We start from the raw sequence: 15540 nt of genomic DNA, 5'->3' as shown, positions 1-15540 counted from the left end.
CCGCGCACGGCAACGCCGACCGGCTCGCGGCCCTGGAGGGGGCGGGTCGCGGACACCGGTCGGCGTTTCGGAAGACGACCCCGCGGGGCCGTCGGGTCGGGGATCAGCTGGCGTAGGCGCGTAGGCGGTCGGCGCGCTCACCCTTGCGCAGCTTGGCCATGACTTCACGCTCGATCTGGCGCACCCGCTCGCGCGAGAGGCCGAACAGCTTGCCGATCTGGTCGAGGGTGCGCGGCTGGCCGTCGTCGAGGCCGAAGCGCAGGCGGATGACCTGCTGTTCGCGTTCGTCCAGGGTCGCCAGCACGCTGCGCACGTCGTGGTGCAGCAGGCCCGCGATGACGGCGCTCTCGGCCGAGGTGGCCTCGGAGTCCTCGATGAAGTCGCCCAGCGGGGCTTCCTCGTCGTTGCCGACCGGCATGTCCAGGCTCACCGGGTCGCGGCTGTGGTCGAGCAGGTCGGCGATCTTCTCCACCGGGATGCCCGACTCGTTGGCCAGTTCGGCGTCGGTGGCCTCGCGGCCCAGCTGCTGGTGCAGTTCGCGCTTGATCCTGGCCAGCTTGTTCACCTGTTCCACCAGGTGCACGGGCAGGCGGATGGTGCGGCTCTGATCGGCCATGCCGCGGGTGATGGCCTGACGGATCCACCAGGTGGCGTAGGTGGAGAACTTGAAGCCCTTGGCGTAGTCGAACTTCTCCATCGCGCGGATCAGCCCGAGGTTGCCCTCCTGGATCAGGTCGAGCAACGGCATGCCGCGGCCGGTGTAGCGCTTGGCCAGCGAGACGACCAGGCGCAGATTGGCCTCGAGCAGATGCGAGCGGGCTGCCTGCCCCTCGCGGACCAGAATCGCCAGGTCACGCTTGCGCGTCGCCGATAACCGCTTACCGGTCTCGAGCAGGTGCTGGGCATACAGGCCCGCCTCGATACGCTTGGCCAGCTCGACCTCGTCGGCCGCCGTGAGCAGTGCCGTGCGGCCGATCCCGTTCAGGTACACGCGTACCAGGTCGGCGGCGGGGCTCTGGGCGTCGATATCGGACTCGCTGGGGCGCACACGAGTAGTGGCGGGGCTTGTCATGACTTGCCTCCTGTCGGTGGTGTCTCACTCCGTTCAACGGAACCGACATAGGGAAAGTTCCCGATCCTGTCGGCGGTAAACAGCTCTGAGCTGCGGATTCCTACCCCGACGGCTGAGAAGTTCCTGAGAAGCAGAGCTACCGGGAACCGGTGGGCACGCACACCGTGCCACTCACACCGGAATCACCAGTCCGTGACGCACCAGAGCGCTGACCACACCGAGCGCCTGGCCGGCCAATTCCGGGGTCACCTCGTCGGCGCCGTCGGCGAAGGCGAGGAGTTCGATCAGTTCGGACAACGGCAGACCGTCCGGCCGCATTCCCGCCACCAGCGCGATCGTCGACTCGTCGACCTCGTGCTGCCAGCGCGGCCCGTCGCCGCGGTGCAGGCGCGCGACCTGCTGGTCCCAGCCGGAGGCGCCGTGCAGATACACCCGTTCCAGCGCGGTCGCCGGGCTCGGCGAGAACCGGGCGTTCCACGCCAGGTCGGGATCGCCGGCGACGGCCCGCAGCCAGGCCGACCGGGCGAAATAGCCGTCCACCTCCTCGCCCAGCGGGTCGTCGAAGCCGTGTGTGAGGTCCTCGGCGAGCAGTTCGGTGGGCCCGTCGATCGAGCGCAGGTACACGAAACCGAACCCGACACCGGTCACCTCGGCGGCCTCGAAGGCGTCGAGCCACTGTTCGGCGCGCGCCTGGGCGGCCGGATCGCGCGGGTCGAGCCCCGCGTCGCGCAGCCAGGTGCCGACATAGAGCGCCGGGTCGGCCACGTCACGCTGCACCACCCAGGCGTCCACACCGTGCGCGGGCAGCCACGACGAGACCCGCTGACGCCAGTCCTCGCCCTCGACGTGCACCCACGCCGCCAGCATGGACGCGGTGCCGCCGGGAGCGAGCAGAGCGGGCGCCTGCCCGATCACCAGCTCACTGGCACCGTCGAGCGCCAGACCCGAGTCCCGGTAGGTGTGCTCGATACGCGCCGGGCCGACCACGAACGGGGGATTGGCCACGATCCGGTCGAAACGGCGACCCGCCACCGGCTCGAACCAGGAACCCTCGAGCAGCTCGAGCTCGAGCTCGTTGAGCGCGGCGGTGGCCTCGGCCAGCCACAGCGCCCGCGCGTTGACATCGGTGGCTGTCACCTTGCCCGCGTAACCCGCCGCGTGCACGGCCTGCACGCCACAGCCGGTGCCCAGATCCAGCACGGTGCCGACCGGCGCGGTGGGCGTGGCCCGCAGCAGCGACAGCGAGGCGTGCCCGACGCCGAGCACGTGGTCCTCGGTCAGTGTCCGTCTGCGCATCGAGTCGTCGAGGTCGGACAGGATCCACCGGGTGCCCGTGCCGGTGTCGAGCGGGCGCAGATCCAGCGCGGCCCGGATCTCGTCGCCGTCGCGGCCCAGCAGCCCGGCCTCGATCGCGGCGTCGACGCGCACCGGGGCCAGCGCCGCGCCGACCTCGCGGTCGGGCAGGGCGTCGCCGAGCAGGAACAGCCGGATCAGGGTGCCCAGCTCGCCCGCCGCCCGCGCGGCCCGGCGTACCGGCACCGGCTCCGAGCGGCTCAGCGCCGCGTGGACATCCACGCCGAGCGCCTCGACGAGGGTGTCCGCGTCGTAGCCGACCCGCAGCAGCGCGGTCCGCAGATCCGGGCACAGCGCGGTGAGCGGGGAAACGGTCGTGGTGGGGTTCGTAGGCACCCACCTACTCTGCCAGGACCGCACCCGGCCCGAACCGCCAGCTACACCACGCGTCGCACGCCGGCTCTACGACCGTGGCACCCGACTCGTCGGCGCAGGTGGATCGTGTCGCGTTCAGCCGGTGTAGGGGTCGCGGCCGGTGACGCAGTAGTGCGTGGCGCCGGGGTCACGCAGCACGATCCACTGCGGGGTCTCGGCGATCCGGGTCGCACCCAGCGATTCGTGCCAGGCGGCGGTGGCGGCGATGTTCGAGGAGGCCAGGTCGGCGTGCGCGCTGGCCGGGCGTGGATCGTCCAGCCGCTGTAACAGCAGGTGCAGCGGCTGGTCGTGACCGCGCAGGCGGGAGAACTCGGCGCGACGGCCGGGCCGGTGGGTCCAGCCGGTGAGCGAGTGCCAGAAGTCGGTGTCGGCCGCGAGGTCGGCGGGGGACAGGTCCAGGCACACCTGGTCGAGGCGGGTGACCGTGCCGTCCGGCGCGGTCGACACGGTCACCGGCGGGACCTCCGGGCGCGCGGACGGGCCGCGGTCGGCCGGGGTGAAGCAGAACGTCTGCCCGGCGGGCGACCGCAGCACGGTGTAGTCCTCGGCGACGGTGAGCACCCGGGCACCGAGCGCGGTCGCGGTGGCGACGGCGGCGGGGATGTCGTCGACATCGAGGTCCAGGTGGATGCCGCCGTCGTCGCCGACGCGCTGCATCTTCAGCCAGGCGGGGCCGTCGGCGGGGAGCAGGGTCACGAATTCGCCGTGCTCGCCGCGGGGTTCGGACACGGTCGATCCGGTGACCGTCGCCCAGAAGCGCACGCACTCGTCGAAACCCGTTGCGGGACGGTCGAGGAATGCCCAGGTCCAGCGAATCATGCTGTCTCCCTTGCGGTGTGGATCGAACGGTCACGAACCGGCGCGCTCGCGGGTCACCCTGCCCGACGGTAGGCCGTGTGTGCGGCGCTGTCGATGCTTTTCCGCGGACCGAGCGAGTTGGCAGGATTTCGGCGAAAGATGTCATCCCGGCCACTCGTTCCTACCCCGGCCATCCGGCACCCTGATCCGGTGACCGATCTCCGCCCGCCCCTCGACGACGCCACCGACGCGCAGTCCACCGGCCCGGCCCCGGCCGCCGAACGTGACACCAGACGCGACGGCCTCGCTTCCCCGGGTGACCGCACCGGGCATACCGATGTCGCTCCCGGCGCATCAGCACCGAACAGCGAGGTGCGTACGCGCCGTCCCGGCCGCCTGCACCCCGCGTGGATCGTGGCGGGCGTCGGCTTCGTGGCCCTGCTGGGCGCGGCCGCGTTCCGCTCGGTGCCCAGCGTTCTCATGGAGCCCCTGCACGCCGAATTCGGCTGGTCACACGCCACCATCTCGGCCGCGGTCTCGCTGAACATGCTGCTCTACGGCCTGATCTCACCCTTCGCCGCCGCGCTGATGGACCGCTTCGGCATCCGCCGCGTGGTGTGCGCGGCCCTGGTACTGATCGCGGCGGGCAGCGGTCTCACGGTGTTCATGACCCAGGCCTGGCAGCTGGTCGCGACCTGGGGGCTGCTGGTGGGCCTCGGGGTGGGGTCGATGTCGATGCCGTTCGTGGCCACCATCACCGGGCGCTGGTTCGTGCGCAGCCGTGGCCTGGTCACCGGCGTGCTCACCGCCGCGGGCGCGACGGGACAGCTGGTGTTCCTGCCGCTGGTGTCGACGCTGGCGCACGAGCACGGCTGGCGGCTGCCCTCGGTGCTGGTGGCCGTGGTGGCGCTGGCTGTGGTGCCGCTGGTGTGGCTGTTCGTGCGCGACTATCCCAGCGACGCCGGGGTCCGGGCCTACGGCGCCCCGGCCGGCTCGGACGTGGGCGTGCGGGCGTCTGTGGCCGGTGGAGCGGGCCGGGCGCTGCGGGTGCTGGCGAACGCGGCCCGCACACGGGGCTTCTGGCTGCTGGCCGGGGGTTTCGCGGTGTGCGGGGCCTCGACGAACGGGCTGGTCGGCACGCACTTCGTCACCGCCGCCCACGACCACGGCATGCCGCCGACCACCGCGGCCGGGCTGCTGGCCCTGATCGGGATCTTCGACGTCGCGGGCACCATCGCCTCGGGCTGGCTCTCCGACCGCGTCGACCCGCGCTACCTGCTGCTGGGCTACTACTCGCTGCGCGGCCTGTCGCTGCTGATCCTGCCCTCGCTGCTGGGCCCGCACACCCAGCCCAGCATGTGGGTGTTCGTGATCTTCTACGGCCTGGACTGGATCGCGACGGTCCCACCGACGGTGCTGCTGTGCCGGGAACTGTTCGGCGCCGACGGCCCGATCGCCTTCGGCTGGGTGTTCGCCGCCCACCAGGTCGGCGCCGCGATCGCGGCCACCGGGGCGGGTGTGGTCCGTGACCTGCAGGGTTCCTACGACCTGGCCTGGTATCTGGCGGGTGCGCTGTGCGGTGCGGCGGCGCTGATGTCGATCCTGGTGCGCAGACCGGTGCGCTAGTCGATGGCCTTGCGGTGCCCGGATTCCAGGGCGATCTGATTGTTGCGCCCGTCCCAGCGGCTCGGTTCGTTCTTGGTGCGCGGGGGCCGGTCGTTGGCGATGAGCACCGCGATCCACGGCAGCGGAACCGAGGCCACGATGATCAGGATCGAGATCAGCGGATTCTCGAACATGCTGTAGGTGATCGCGGCCAGTACCAGGCACGGGATCCGGAACGCCATGATGATGGTGTAGCGGCGCACGCGGGCCCGATGCTGTTCGTCGAGCGACGGGGCCGCCTCGGTGATCAGGACCGGATGCCGCTCGTCGGCGCCGGGGAAGTACCCGCGCGAGGAACGGGCCGCGGCGGGCTCGGTCACCGCCGGGTCCGGGGTGGGCTCGCCGGCGCCGGAGGTGTCGCCGTTGGACTGCATACCCCCGAGTCTTCCACTCACCTCCGCGGCGCGCACACGCGGCTGGTCAGCGGGGCGGGCCGGGGATGCGGCATCATGGAAGGCGTGAGTACAGACACTCTGGTACGCCCGGAAACCACGACCGACGAGACGACCGGCGACGACGTCCCCAAGTTCTTCCACTACGTGAAGAAGGACCGGATCGCCGAGAGTGCCGTGATGGGCACGATGGTCGTCGCCCTGTGCGGTGAGGTCTTCCCGGTGACGCGCTCGCCCAAGCCCGGCTCGCCCGTCTGCCCGGACTGCAAGAAGGTCTACGACGGCTTGCGCAAGGGCGGCGACTGAGCGGTCCGATCGACCGGTGAGGCCGGCGCCCCCGAGGAGGCGTCGGCCGGTGGCTCGTCGTCGCCACGGACCTTGCTCAGCCATTCCTTGACCTGCTCGATCCGGGTCGCGCGGGCGGGCCAGAACTCCTGCACCGCCGCGTTGAACTCCGCGCCCAGGATCACCGCGAAGCCGAGGAAATAGGTGAACAGCAGGAACGCGATCGGGGTGGCCAGCGCGCCGTAGCTCACGCCGGTCGCGGTGATCCAGGCCAGATACCGGCGCAGCAGATCACTGGCCGCGAGGAAGAACACCCCCGCCACCAGCGCGCCGCCGAAGAGCCGGTGCCAGGGCAGCGATTTGTGCAGCGCCAGCTTGTAGAGCGTGGTCAGGCCGACGATCAGCAGCATGCCCACGATCGGGTAGTAGAACGTGTCGATCAGGCGCAGGCCCGGCTCACGCCAGTGCTCCGGCAGCACCTGCCCGATCCGGGTGGGACCGAGCGCGATCAGCGGCAGGATCAGCACCGCCGCCACCAGGAACTGCACGTAGAGCAGCAGCGCGAAGATCCGCTGCCAGACCGGATGCCGGGCGTCCTGCTGGCCGTGGGCCTCCACGATGGCGTCGACGAAGGTCGCCATCGCCGAGGAACCGGCCCACAGCGACAGCACGAAACCCACCGACACCACCGCGCCGCGACCGCGTCCGAGCACGTCGTCGACGGTCGGTTCGATCAGGTCCGAGACCACCGACGGGCTGAAGAACTCCCGGCTGAACGCGATGATCTTGGCCTCGACGATCTGCACGGTGTCCGGCCCGAACAGCCCGCCCACATAGCCCAGGCTGCCCAGCAGCCCGAGCAGCAGCGGTGCCAGCGACAACGTCTGCCAGAAGGCGGCGGCGGCGGATTTGGCGAAGATCGAATTGTCCCAGCACTTCTGGGCCACCCGGACCACCAGCCGCCACGCCATGAGCAGCCACCGCACCACCCGGGTGTGTTCGCGGGGCTGTTGCCCGGTGGCCCCGCTCCCGGTGGTGGGCGGCACGGCGGACCCGCCGCGCAGGGGTGCCTGCGGCGGGTGCGGCGCGTCGGCCGCGCGGACCTGGTCGTTGCTCATCTCGTCTCCAGCATCCCGCACGACAGGGGTCCGTGTGGTGCGGCCCGGGCATCGTGTCGGCGGGTAACAGGTAAATGGCCGGTGACCTCGGGGTCGTTTGTGATGCCGGTCGCGCACCCCGCGTCGGTTTGGCGACACGCCGCCTCGGGCGGCTAGGGTCGTCTGCGTGACTGGGTCGGGTGGCGTCGCTGCGGCGAGAGAAGCGGGTACACCGGGCGATGCGGCCGCGGGGGGTGCGTCGGGGGGCTCCCTGCGCGCTTGGCAGCGGCGCGCGCTGACGAAATACCTGGCCACCAAGCCGCGTGACTTCCTCGCCGTCGCCACGCCGGGCGCCGGTAAGACCACCTTCGCGCTGCGCGTTGCCGCGGAGTTGCTGGCCGACCGCACGGTCGATCAGATCACCGTGGTCGCGCCCACCGAACACCTCAAGCACCAGTGGGCCGCCTCGGCCGCCCGCTCGGGCATCCAGCTGGATTCTCGCTTCTCCAACTCCACCGGCGGCACCTCCGGTGACTATCACGGCGTGGTGGTGACCTACGCGCAGGTCGCCGCGCATCCCACCCGGCACCGGGTGCGCACCGAGAACCGGCGCACCCTGGTGATCCTCGACGAGATCCACCACGCCGGCGACGCCAAGACCTGGGGTGAGGCCACCGAGGAGGCCTTCGGTGACGCCACCCGCCGTCTCGCGCTGACCGGAACCCCGTTCCGCAGCGACGATTCGAAGATCCCGTTCGTCACCTACGAACCCGACGAGGCCGGTTTCCCGCGCTCGCGCGCCGACCACTCCTACGGCTACGCCGACGCCCTCGCCGACGGCGTCGTGCGCCCGGTGGTGTTCCTGGCCTACTCCGGCGACGCGCACTGGCGTGACAGCGCGGGCGAGGAGCACACCGCCCGCCTCGGTGAGCCGCTCAGCGCCGAACAGACCGCCCGCGCCTGGCGCACCGCCCTCGATCCGGCCGGTGACTGGATCTCGGCGGTGCTGCGCGCGGCCGACACCCGCCTGCGCCAGTTGCGCGCCTCCGGCATCCCCGACGCGGGTGGCCTGGTGATCGCCACCGATCAGGAACGTGCCCGCGACTACGCCGAACTGCTCGAACACATCTCGGGCGAGCGGCCCGCGGTGGTGCTCTCCGACGACCCGCAGTCCTCGAGCCGCATCGACGAGTTCGCCAAGGGCACCCAGCCCTGGATGGTGGCGGTGCGCATGGTGTCCGAGGGTGTCGACGTGCCGCGCCTGGCCGTGGGCGTGTACGCCACCAGCGCCTCGACCCCGCTGTATTTCGCCCAGGCCATCGGCCGGTTCGTGCGTGCCCGCAGGCCCGGGGAGACCGCGAGCGTGTTCCTGCCGTCGGTGCCGGTGCTGCTGGACCTGGCCGCGCAGCTGGAACTGCAGCGCGACCACGTGATCGGCAAGCCGCACCGCGAGAAGAACGCCCTCGACGACGAACTGCTCATCGACGCGAACAAGACCAAGGACGAACCCGGCGAGGAGGAGAAGTCCTTCGTCGCGCTGGCCGCCGACGCCGAGCTCGACCAGGTGATCTACGACGGTTCGTCCTTCGGCACGGCTACCATCGCGGGCAGCGACGAGGAGGCCGACTACCTGGGTATCCCCGGCCTGCTCGACGCCGAGCAGATGCGCGCGCTGCTGCGCGAGCGCCAGACCCGTCAGCTCGCCGACCGCAGCGCCCAGGAGACAGCGGCCCCCCGGCCCGCCGCGGTCGCCGAGCGGATCGCCACCTCCGACAAGCTCGGCGAGCTGCGCCGCGAGCTCAACAGCCTGGTCGCCATGCACCATCACCGCACCGGCAAGCCGCACGGTGTGATCCACGGTGAACTCCGGCGCGAATGCGGTGGTCCGCCGACCGCGTTGGCGACCGCCGATCAACTCGGCGAGCGCATCGCCGCCCTGCGCAAGCGATGACGCGCCGCCGCCGACCGTCAGGCGCGCAGGTCCTGCGGTACCGCCGCGGCCAGCACGCGTAGCGCGCTGTCGACCGCGGCGCTCAGTTCGGCGTGCCCGACGCCGTCCCTGGCCTGGATCGACAGTCCGTAGAGCACGGTGCTGTAGAACGTGGCGAGCGCGGCGGTGTCGGTGCCGGGTGCCAGGTCGCCCTCGGTGACGCCGCGGTCCAGGCGGGCGCGGATGTCGGCCTCGGTCGCGCGGCGGGCCTCGACGAGGAACTCGCGGACCGGCGCGTTGCGGCTGGTGTAGGTGGCGCCCGCGAGCACCACCATGCAGCCGTGCGGCAGTTCCGGATCGGTGTAGGCGACGATGTTGTCGCGCAGCATCGCCTCGATCGCGGCGTAGGCGGTGGGTTGCTCGCGCAGGGCGCGGTCGGTGAGGCTGCCGTCGGTGCGGCCGTAGAGGTCGATCGCGGCGCGGAACAGTGCTTGCTTGTCGCCGAAGGCGGCGTAGAGGCTGGGGGAGTTGATGCCCATCGCCGCGGTGAGGTCGGCCATCGAGGCGCCGTCGTAGCCGTGTTCCCAGAACACCTCCATGGCACGCCGCAGGGCGAGGTCGCGGTCGAAGCCGCGCGGTCGGCCGCGTTCTGCCATGGCGCACCTTTCTGTGTCGATCGACAAATATACCCGCCCGAAATTCTGTATCGATCGATAAGAAACTCTTGACGACAGTGCCCGTCATGCGCTTGTCTATTTGTGTATCGACCAACACAAAAATAGGAGAGAGCCCGATGACGAGCACCGAGACAGTGGCCCTGGTGACCGGCGGCAGCCGGGGGATCGGCGCGGCCATCGCCCGCCGGCTGGCCGCCGCGGGCACCGATGTGGCCCTGACCTATCGGCACGACGAGACGGCCGCGGAGTCGGTCGCCGCCGACATCGAGGCGCTGGGGCGCCGGGCGGTGCCGATCCGGGCCGACAGCGCCGACGCCGCCCAGGTGGTCGCCGCCGTCGACCGCACGGCGCGCGAGCTGGGCGGGCTCGACGTGCTCGTGAACAACGCGGGCATCTTCCCGGCCAAGCCGTACGAGGAGTTCACCCTCGACGAGATCGACAACGCGCTGAACATCCACGCGCGGGCCGCGTTCGTGGCGGGCCAGGCGGCGCTGCCGCATTTCGGCGCGAGCGGGCGGATCATCTCCATCGGCACCAACCTGTCCGAGCACGCCCCCTTCGGCGGGCTCGCGCTCTACAACCTCAGCAAGTCCGCGCTCAACGGCTACACCAAAGCCCTTGCGCGCGAACTGGGTCCGCGCGGAATCACGGTCAATCTCGTGCAGCCTGGTTCCACCGACACCGACATGAACCCCGCGGGCGGTGAGCACGCCCCGCTGCAGCGCGAACACAGCGCGCTCGGCCGATTCGGCACCGCCGACGACATCGCCGAGACCGTCGCGTTCCTGGCCGGGCCCGCGGGCCGGTCGATCACCGGCGCGTTCTTCACCATCGACGGCGGCACCAACGCGTGAGACGACCGTCAGGAACCGCGCCACGGCGGTGCCTGATGATCGTTGCGTGGGGCGAGCGTCAGTGGGTGGAGCTGAAGAACTGCGCGGGGTCGAGGGTGTGCAGGCTGGTCCAGCGCGCCTCGGTCGTGGGGGACTCGGTGTTCACGCTCGCATCGAAGTAGCCCTGGAGTTCCAGTGCCAGGCGCGGATTCTCGTCCACCTGCCCGGCGATCGTGTACAGCACCGCGAGCACGTGCACGCACCGGTCCGTCCGCGCCGAGCACGAGCAGTCGACGCTGACCAGGGTCGGCGCGGGGGAGTGGCCCGCGTCGACCAGTGCCCGGTGCATCTCGTCGGTGAGCACGGTCGGATCGGGAATGATCCGCGCGATCGCGGTGGCGCTCGCGCGGTCCAGCGGTGCCACCTCGACATGCGCGACCGAGGCCTGACCGCCGCGATGCAGGTGCGCGCGCACGGTGCGTTCGCCGATCTCGGTGCGCACCCCGTGGTTGCGGGCGATGCTGCGGGCGCGCGGCAGCAGCGGTTCGGGGCGGGTCTGGCGCAGCGGTTCGGCCAGGCGCACCCAGTCCCGGCCCCAGGCTGTATATCCGAATTCGTTGTCGGCCATCAGTTCTCTCGCTTCCGGCGCAGGATGTCGACGAGGGCGTCGTCGTCGAGGCGGGCCAGCTCGGCGATGCCCGCGGCATCGGAGAGATCGGTCAGCGCCGACTTGCGGGTGTGCATGGCCGCGATGTGTTCCTCGACGGTGGTGGCGCTGGTCAGCGTGGTCACTGTGACCGTGCGGGTCTGCCCGATCCGGTGCGCCCGGTCGGAGGCCTGGGCCTCCACGGCCGGATTCCACCAGCGGTCGAAATGGATCACGTCGGCGGCGCGGGTGAGAGTGAGCCCGGTGCCCGCCGCGCGCAGGCTCAGTATCAGCACCGGCGGGCCGCCGGGGGACTGGAACTCGGTCACGATCTCCCCGCGCCGGTCCGCGTCGAGTCCGCCGTGGAAGAACGGCGCGGTGATCCCGAACTGTTCGGCGAGGTGGCGCACCAGCAGGTCGCCGGTCTTGCGGTACTGGGTGAAGATCAGCGTCGGGTCGCCGGTGTCGAGATTGGTGGCGACGATGTCGGTGCACAGGTCGAGTTTCCCGGAGCGCCCGGCGAGCTCGGCCAGGTCGCCGGAGACCAGGCCGGGATGGTTGCACACCTGTTTGAGCTCGGTGAGCGCCGCGAGCACCCGCCCCTGGCGTTGCAGACCGGACCCGAATCCCTCGTCCACGGCCCGGGCCAGCGCCGCGTCGTACACCCGCTCCTGCTCGGCGGACAGATCACAGAGCAGATCGGTGTGGATCTTGGCGGGCAGCGTGGCCGCCACCTGGATCTTCTTGCGCCCCAGCACCACCGGCTCGACCGCATCGCGCAGCCGGGCGGCCGCGGCGGCCGACCCCTCCTCGATCGGGCGCACGAACCGGCGCCGAAACTGCGTGCGGTGCGCGAACAGTCGCGGCACGGTGAGATTGAGCAGGGCGAACAGCTCGTCGAGATGGTTCTCCACCGGCGTGCCGGTGAGCGCGACCCTGGCCGCGGCGGGCAGTGCCCGCGCCGCCTTCGACACCTGCGTGCGCGGATTCTTCAACGCCTGCGCCTCGTCGAAAACCACTGTCGCCCACTCACGCTCGTGCAGAAGCGCGCCGTGCAGACGCAGCGTCGGATAGCCGGTGACCACCACCGCGCCCGCCTCGGCCGTGACTTCGCCGCCACGCCAGGCGTGCGCCTTCAGCCCGGGAGAGAATCGCGCGATCTCGTGCACCCAGTTGCCCACCAGCGAGGTCGGGCACACCACCAGCTGCGGCCCCTCGGCTCGCCCCTGCAGGAATCCGATGGTCTGGACGGTCTTCCCGAGCCCCATCTCGTCGGCCAGCACCGCACCGCCGTACGCGGCGACCGTCTCACGCAACCACCCCACGCCCCGCACCTGATACGGCCGCAATGTCGCGTCCAGCACCCGCGCGAGCTCGGTGTCCAGCGCCGCGGTCTCGCGCAGCACCCGCAATGCCCGCTCCGCCGACACGATCGCTGAACCCACCGCGTCCGGCACGGCGTGCGCCGCCGGAGGCAGCGCACCGACCGTCACCGATGCGGTGTCACCGCGGGCGAGCAGGGCGCGCCAGGCCAGGGCGGAGGGGGCGAGGGTGCCGTTCATGACCGCGAGCTCGCCGGGTGTGACGACGGTGGTCGGGATCGCGACGGGTTCGATGGCGCCGTGCTCGCCGACGGGCAGGGCCAGGACCAGCTCCTCGGGGTCGCCGAGGCCGGTCGGTGCCGGGCCGGGGGCGTGGCCGGTCCAGGTCCACAGGGCGAACAGGTGGCGGTCGGGGAGATAGGTGGCCTGGGTGGCGGGCAGAGCGGTCTCCTCTGATCGGGCGGCGGGAACGATCGAACAACGTACACTGTACCGAGTTTGTTCCCGCTTGCCAGAAAGGCGAAATCGTGCCCATCGACGGCGCCGAGAAGTCCACCGCGCAGGCCGGCCAGATCCTCGAACTGCTGTGGCGGCACGTCCTGCCCGCCAAGCCCGGCGCCCGGGGGCCCAAGCCCGGTCTCACCGTCGATGCCGTGGTCGCCGCGGGGATCGCCCTGGCCGACCGCGACGGCATCGCCAAACTCACCGTGCGCGCGGTCGCCGCCGAGCTCGGAGTGCGGGCGATGAGCATCTACACCTATGTGCCGAGCAAGGAGGCCCTGCTGGCGCTCATGGTGGACGCGGTCGCCGCCGAGGACGCGCCCGTCCCCGCCGACCTGCCGATCCGCGACCGGATGATCGCCGTGGCCACCGGCGTGCGCGCCGAACTGCTCACCCACCCGTGGCTGCTCGAGGTGTCGCCGTGGCGTCAGGTGCTCGGTCCGGGCCGGATGCGCCGCTACGAGAACCAGTTGCGCGCGATCGACGGCGCCGGACTGAGCGATCTGGCGTTGGACCGGGCGATCGCGGTGCTCACCGACTTCGCCACCGGCAACGCCCGCCTCGCCGTCGCCGCGGCCGGTGCGGCCGAGCTCCTCAGCGACGCGGACTGGTGGGCCGTGCACGGCCCACTGCTCGCCCGGATCGTGCCCGCCGACGAGTTCCCGCTGGCAGGACGGGTCGGCGCGGCGGCGGGCGAGCACCACCAGGCACCCGCGGACCCGGACGGCGCCTTCGCCTACGGGGTCGCCACGCTCGTCGACGGCATCCTTGCCGACCGCTGACCGCTGACCGCTGACCGACCGCTGACCGCTGACCGGCTGCTGACCGATGACCGGCTGCTGACCGATGACCGGCTGCTGACCGATGACCGGCTGCTGACCGCTGACTGGCTGCTGACCGCTGACTGGCTGCTGACCGCTGACCGGCTGCTGACCGCTGACCCACTGCCGACCGCCGCCGCTCACTGACCGCGGTGCGCGGAACCGCGCCGGCCACGTCAGCCCGACCCCCGATACGGCGACAGCGGGCGCCCTGTCCGGGTCGCCCGCTGTCGGGATGTTCTGTTGTCGGATGCTGTTGTTTCGGACGCGAGGAGGGGTCAGAGAGCGGGAGCGGATTCCGTGTCGATCACGGCTTCGAGCTCGCGCAAGCGATCCATGTGTTCATTCGCGTGGTGCTGGCAGAAGAGCAACTCGCCACCCGCGGGAAGAACGGCACGCACTCGGGCAGCCGCCCCGCAACGATCGCAACGATCGACGGCGGTCAGTGGGGTGCTGGTCAGGGTTCCTGGCATGACTCCTCCGTCCCGGCTCCCGGCGCTTCGTGGCCGTTCGCCTAGGTGTGGGCCCCGTGGTCACTCCACGAGGCTCGCATCCGCTACTTCCCAGCAGTGGTACGACTACTCTGTCAGACGTTCGGGGTTCAGGCTTTGTTCCCGGAAGTGAATCTTTGTGTTTTCGATAACACGACCTGCGGTTTCGCTGAAAGCGAACAGGATCAGGCCGCGGTTTTCGAGCACTCGCCGAACACCTGCGGAGCCGTTGCGCCACCTCCCACTCGAGACCGTCACTCACCGATATGTCGCTCGCTGCGGTGTTGCTCGTTACGTACCGAGCGTGACCGCCACAACGAGCGTGGAACCCGGTGTTGTGACAGCGTCTTGTTCGTCCGAACCTGTTGTCTACCCGGAGATTACCCGTGACCTCTGACACTCACACGCTGGTTCACCTGTGTACTTCCCAAGAATGGTTGCAACTGCGAAACGACGGCGAACGCAGGCCGCCGTCGCTGGCCGAGAGCGGCTTCGTCCACCTGTCCACTCCCCAGCAGGTGCACCTGCCCGCGAACCGCCTGTTCGCCGGACGCGCCGACATGATGGTGCTGTGGCTGGACCCGGACAGGTTCACCGCGCCGGTGCGCTGGGAGCCGGGAGTGCCGACCGATCCGGACTCCATGCTGTTCCCGCACCTGTACGGCCCGCTGCCGCTGGCGGCGGTGCTCGCGGCCGAGGACTACCGCCCCGGTCCGGAGGGCGAGTTCGGCACGCCCCGGCGCGGCACAGTGACGTAGGCCACATCCGGGAGCGGGCGCGACTACGCTGGACGGGGTGAACGTCGACGTCACAGCGCTACCGGGAATCGGAGTGCGCAAGGATTTCGAGGTCAGGTCGGGTCGCCGCGTCGGGGTCGTCGCGCACCGCGACGGCGACATCGACCTGATCGTGTCCAAGCCCGAGGACCCCGACGCCATCGCCGCCCAGGTGCCGCTGTCCACCGACGAGGCGTCGGTGCTGGCCAACCTGCTCGGCGCACCGCAACTGGTCGCCAAACTCAACGACGACCACCGCGACCTGCCCGGCATCACCACCCGCCAGCTCGCGGTCCACGACGAATCACCCTATGCCGGGCGCACTCTCGGTGAGACCGGGATGCGCACCCGCACCAAGACCTCGATCGTGGCGGTGATGCGGGCAGGTCAGCTGCACCCCTCGCCCGGCCCCGACTTCACCTTCACCGAAGGCGATCTGCTCGTCGTCGTCGGGACGCCGGACGGCCTGGACGCGGCCGCGAAGATCCTCACCCACGGCTGACCGC

16 protein-coding genes are annotated in these 15540 nt (G+C 70.9%); 7 read left to right on the top strand and 9 right to left on the bottom strand.

All coding sequences use genetic code 11. The features are described 5' to 3' along the window. Window positions 1-103: 103 nt before the first annotated feature. The 3 genes from ACFC06_RS08095 to ACFC06_RS08085 form a co-directional block, all read right to left on the bottom strand. On the bottom strand, window positions 104-1072 hold the full coding sequence (locus ACFC06_RS08095) for a sigma-70 family RNA polymerase sigma factor (protein WP_375929055.1): 969 nt from the start codon (window positions 1070-1072) through the stop codon (window positions 104-106). A gap of 171 nt (window positions 1073-1243) precedes the next feature. Further along, the gene (locus ACFC06_RS08090) at window positions 1244-2761 is read right to left on the bottom strand and encodes a methyltransferase (RefSeq protein ID WP_375929053.1); all 1518 of its coding nucleotides are present in this window, start codon (window positions 2759-2761) and stop codon (window positions 1244-1246) included. Between the two features lie 114 nt (window positions 2762-2875). Beyond that, window positions 2876-3619: a VOC family protein gene (locus ACFC06_RS08085; RefSeq protein ID WP_375929051.1), complete on the bottom strand. Its 744-nt coding sequence runs from the start codon at window positions 3617-3619 to the stop codon at window positions 2876-2878. Between the two features lie 351 nt (window positions 3620-3970). On the opposite strand from ACFC06_RS08085, the gene ACFC06_RS08080 reads away from it, so the two are divergent. Then, window positions 3971-5224: an MFS transporter gene (locus ACFC06_RS08080; protein ID WP_375935296.1), complete on the top strand. Its 1254-nt coding sequence runs from the start codon at window positions 3971-3973 to the stop codon at window positions 5222-5224. On the opposite strand, the gene ACFC06_RS08075 is transcribed toward ACFC06_RS08080, so the two are convergent. Continuing rightward, on the bottom strand, window positions 5221-5637 hold the full coding sequence (locus ACFC06_RS08075; RefSeq protein ID WP_375929049.1) for a DUF3099 domain-containing protein: 417 nt from the start codon (window positions 5635-5637) through the stop codon (window positions 5221-5223). The two genes, ACFC06_RS08080 and ACFC06_RS08075, sit on opposite strands and share 4 nt — an antisense overlap. Before the next feature lie 84 nt (window positions 5638-5721). On the opposite strand from ACFC06_RS08075, the gene ACFC06_RS08070 reads away from it, so the two are divergent. After that, window positions 5722-5961, top strand: coding sequence for a DUF3039 domain-containing protein (locus ACFC06_RS08070; protein WP_189024012.1), 240 nt, complete (start codon window positions 5722-5724; stop codon window positions 5959-5961). Here the strand turns inward: ACFC06_RS08070 and ACFC06_RS08065 are convergent. Further along, the gene (locus ACFC06_RS08065) at window positions 5931-6911 is read right to left on the bottom strand and encodes a YihY/virulence factor BrkB family protein (protein ID WP_375935293.1); all 981 of its coding nucleotides are present in this window, start codon (window positions 6909-6911) and stop codon (window positions 5931-5933) included. The two genes, ACFC06_RS08070 and ACFC06_RS08065, sit on opposite strands and share 31 nt — an antisense overlap. A 397-nt stretch (window positions 6912-7308) precedes the next feature. Between ACFC06_RS08065 and ACFC06_RS08060 the strand changes: the two genes are divergently transcribed. Next, on the top strand, window positions 7309-8988 hold the full coding sequence (locus ACFC06_RS08060; RefSeq protein WP_375935290.1) for a DEAD/DEAH box helicase: 1680 nt from the start codon (window positions 7309-7311) through the stop codon (window positions 8986-8988). 17 nt (window positions 8989-9005) lie between these two features. Here ACFC06_RS08060 and ACFC06_RS08055 read toward each other — a convergent pair whose 3' ends face one another. Continuing rightward, window positions 9006-9623 carry a TetR/AcrR family transcriptional regulator gene (locus tag ACFC06_RS08055; protein WP_375929047.1) on the bottom strand — a complete coding sequence of 206 codons (618 nt, stop codon included), beginning with the start codon at window positions 9621-9623 and terminating at the stop codon, window positions 9006-9008. Window positions 9624-9760: 137 nt separating this feature from the next. Between ACFC06_RS08055 and ACFC06_RS08050 the strand changes: the two genes are divergently transcribed. Beyond that, entirely contained in the window at window positions 9761-10498 is a 738-nt protein-coding gene (locus tag ACFC06_RS08050) for an SDR family NAD(P)-dependent oxidoreductase (RefSeq protein WP_375929045.1), read from the top strand. A 58-nt stretch (window positions 10499-10556) separates the two neighbouring features. Here ACFC06_RS08050 and ACFC06_RS08045 read toward each other — a convergent pair whose 3' ends face one another. Next, window positions 10557-11105: a hypothetical protein gene (locus ACFC06_RS08045; protein ID WP_375929043.1), complete on the bottom strand. Its 549-nt coding sequence runs from the start codon at window positions 11103-11105 to the stop codon at window positions 10557-10559. Continuing rightward, the gene (locus ACFC06_RS08040; RefSeq protein WP_375935287.1) at window positions 11105-12847 is read right to left on the bottom strand and encodes a DEAD/DEAH box helicase; all 1743 of its coding nucleotides are present in this window, start codon (window positions 12845-12847) and stop codon (window positions 11105-11107) included. The genes ACFC06_RS08045 and ACFC06_RS08040 overlap by 1 nt, the downstream gene beginning before the upstream one ends. A 125-nt stretch (window positions 12848-12972) precedes the next feature. Between ACFC06_RS08040 and ACFC06_RS08035 the strand changes: the two genes are divergently transcribed. Further along, the gene (locus ACFC06_RS08035; RefSeq protein WP_375929041.1) at window positions 12973-13728 is read left to right on the top strand and encodes a TetR/AcrR family transcriptional regulator; all 756 of its coding nucleotides are present in this window, start codon (window positions 12973-12975) and stop codon (window positions 13726-13728) included. Window positions 13729-14045: 317 nt separating this feature from the next. On the opposite strand, the gene ACFC06_RS08030 is transcribed toward ACFC06_RS08035, so the two are convergent. Then, window positions 14046-14240 carry a hypothetical protein gene (locus tag ACFC06_RS08030; RefSeq protein WP_029903635.1) on the bottom strand — a complete coding sequence of 65 codons (195 nt, stop codon included), beginning with the start codon at window positions 14238-14240 and terminating at the stop codon, window positions 14046-14048. 404 nt (window positions 14241-14644) lie between these two features. Here ACFC06_RS08030 and ACFC06_RS08025 point away from each other — a divergent pair, with 404 nt between their 5' ends. Both ACFC06_RS08025 and ACFC06_RS08020 read left to right on the top strand, forming a co-directional pair. After that, complete coding sequence (locus ACFC06_RS08025) at window positions 14645-15016, top strand: DUF952 domain-containing protein (protein WP_375929038.1); 372 nt, start codon at window positions 14645-14647, stop codon at window positions 15014-15016. A 37-nt stretch (window positions 15017-15053) separates the two neighbouring features. Further along, entirely contained in the window at window positions 15054-15536 is a 483-nt protein-coding gene (locus tag ACFC06_RS08020; protein ID WP_375929036.1) for a cation:proton antiporter regulatory subunit, read from the top strand. The last annotated feature ends 4 nt before the right edge of the window (window positions 15537-15540 follow it).

The sequence above is a fragment of the Nocardia sp. NPDC056064 genome, from assembly GCF_042266925.1.
Lineage (GTDB): Bacteria > Actinomycetota > Actinomycetes > Mycobacteriales > Mycobacteriaceae > Nocardia.
Note: the sequence above shows the minus strand (reverse complement) of the source record. Positions and strands in the feature narration are given on the sequence as shown.

What these genes read in the sequence shown, in the direction of transcription:
- ACFC06_RS08095 (WP_375929055.1), bottom strand. Translation starts at nt 1,072, where the DNA reads ATGACAAGCCCCGCCACTACTCGTGTGCGCCCCAGCGAGTCCGATATC.
- ACFC06_RS08085 (WP_375929051.1), bottom strand. Translation starts at nt 3,619, where the DNA reads ATGATTCGCTGGACCTGGGCATTCCTCGACCGTCCCGCAACGGGTTTC.
- ACFC06_RS08075 (WP_375929049.1), bottom strand. Translation starts at nt 5,637, where the DNA reads ATGCAGTCCAACGGCGACACCTCCGGCGCCGGCGAGCCCACCCCGGAC.
- ACFC06_RS08065 (WP_375935293.1), bottom strand. Translation starts at nt 6,911, where the DNA reads ATGGCGTGGCGGCTGGTGGTCCGGGTGGCCCAGAAGTGCTGGGACAAT.
- ACFC06_RS08055 (WP_375929047.1), bottom strand. Translation starts at nt 9,623, where the DNA reads ATGGCAGAACGCGGCCGACCGCGCGGCTTCGACCGCGACCTCGCCCTG.
- ACFC06_RS08050 (WP_375929045.1), top strand. Translation starts at nt 9,761, where the DNA reads ATGACGAGCACCGAGACAGTGGCCCTGGTGACCGGCGGCAGCCGGGGG.
- ACFC06_RS08045 (WP_375929043.1), bottom strand. Translation starts at nt 11,105, where the DNA reads ATGGCCGACAACGAATTCGGATATACAGCCTGGGGCCGGGACTGGGTG.
- ACFC06_RS08030 (WP_029903635.1), bottom strand. Translation starts at nt 14,240, where the DNA reads ATGCCAGGAACCCTGACCAGCACCCCACTGACCGCCGTCGATCGTTGC.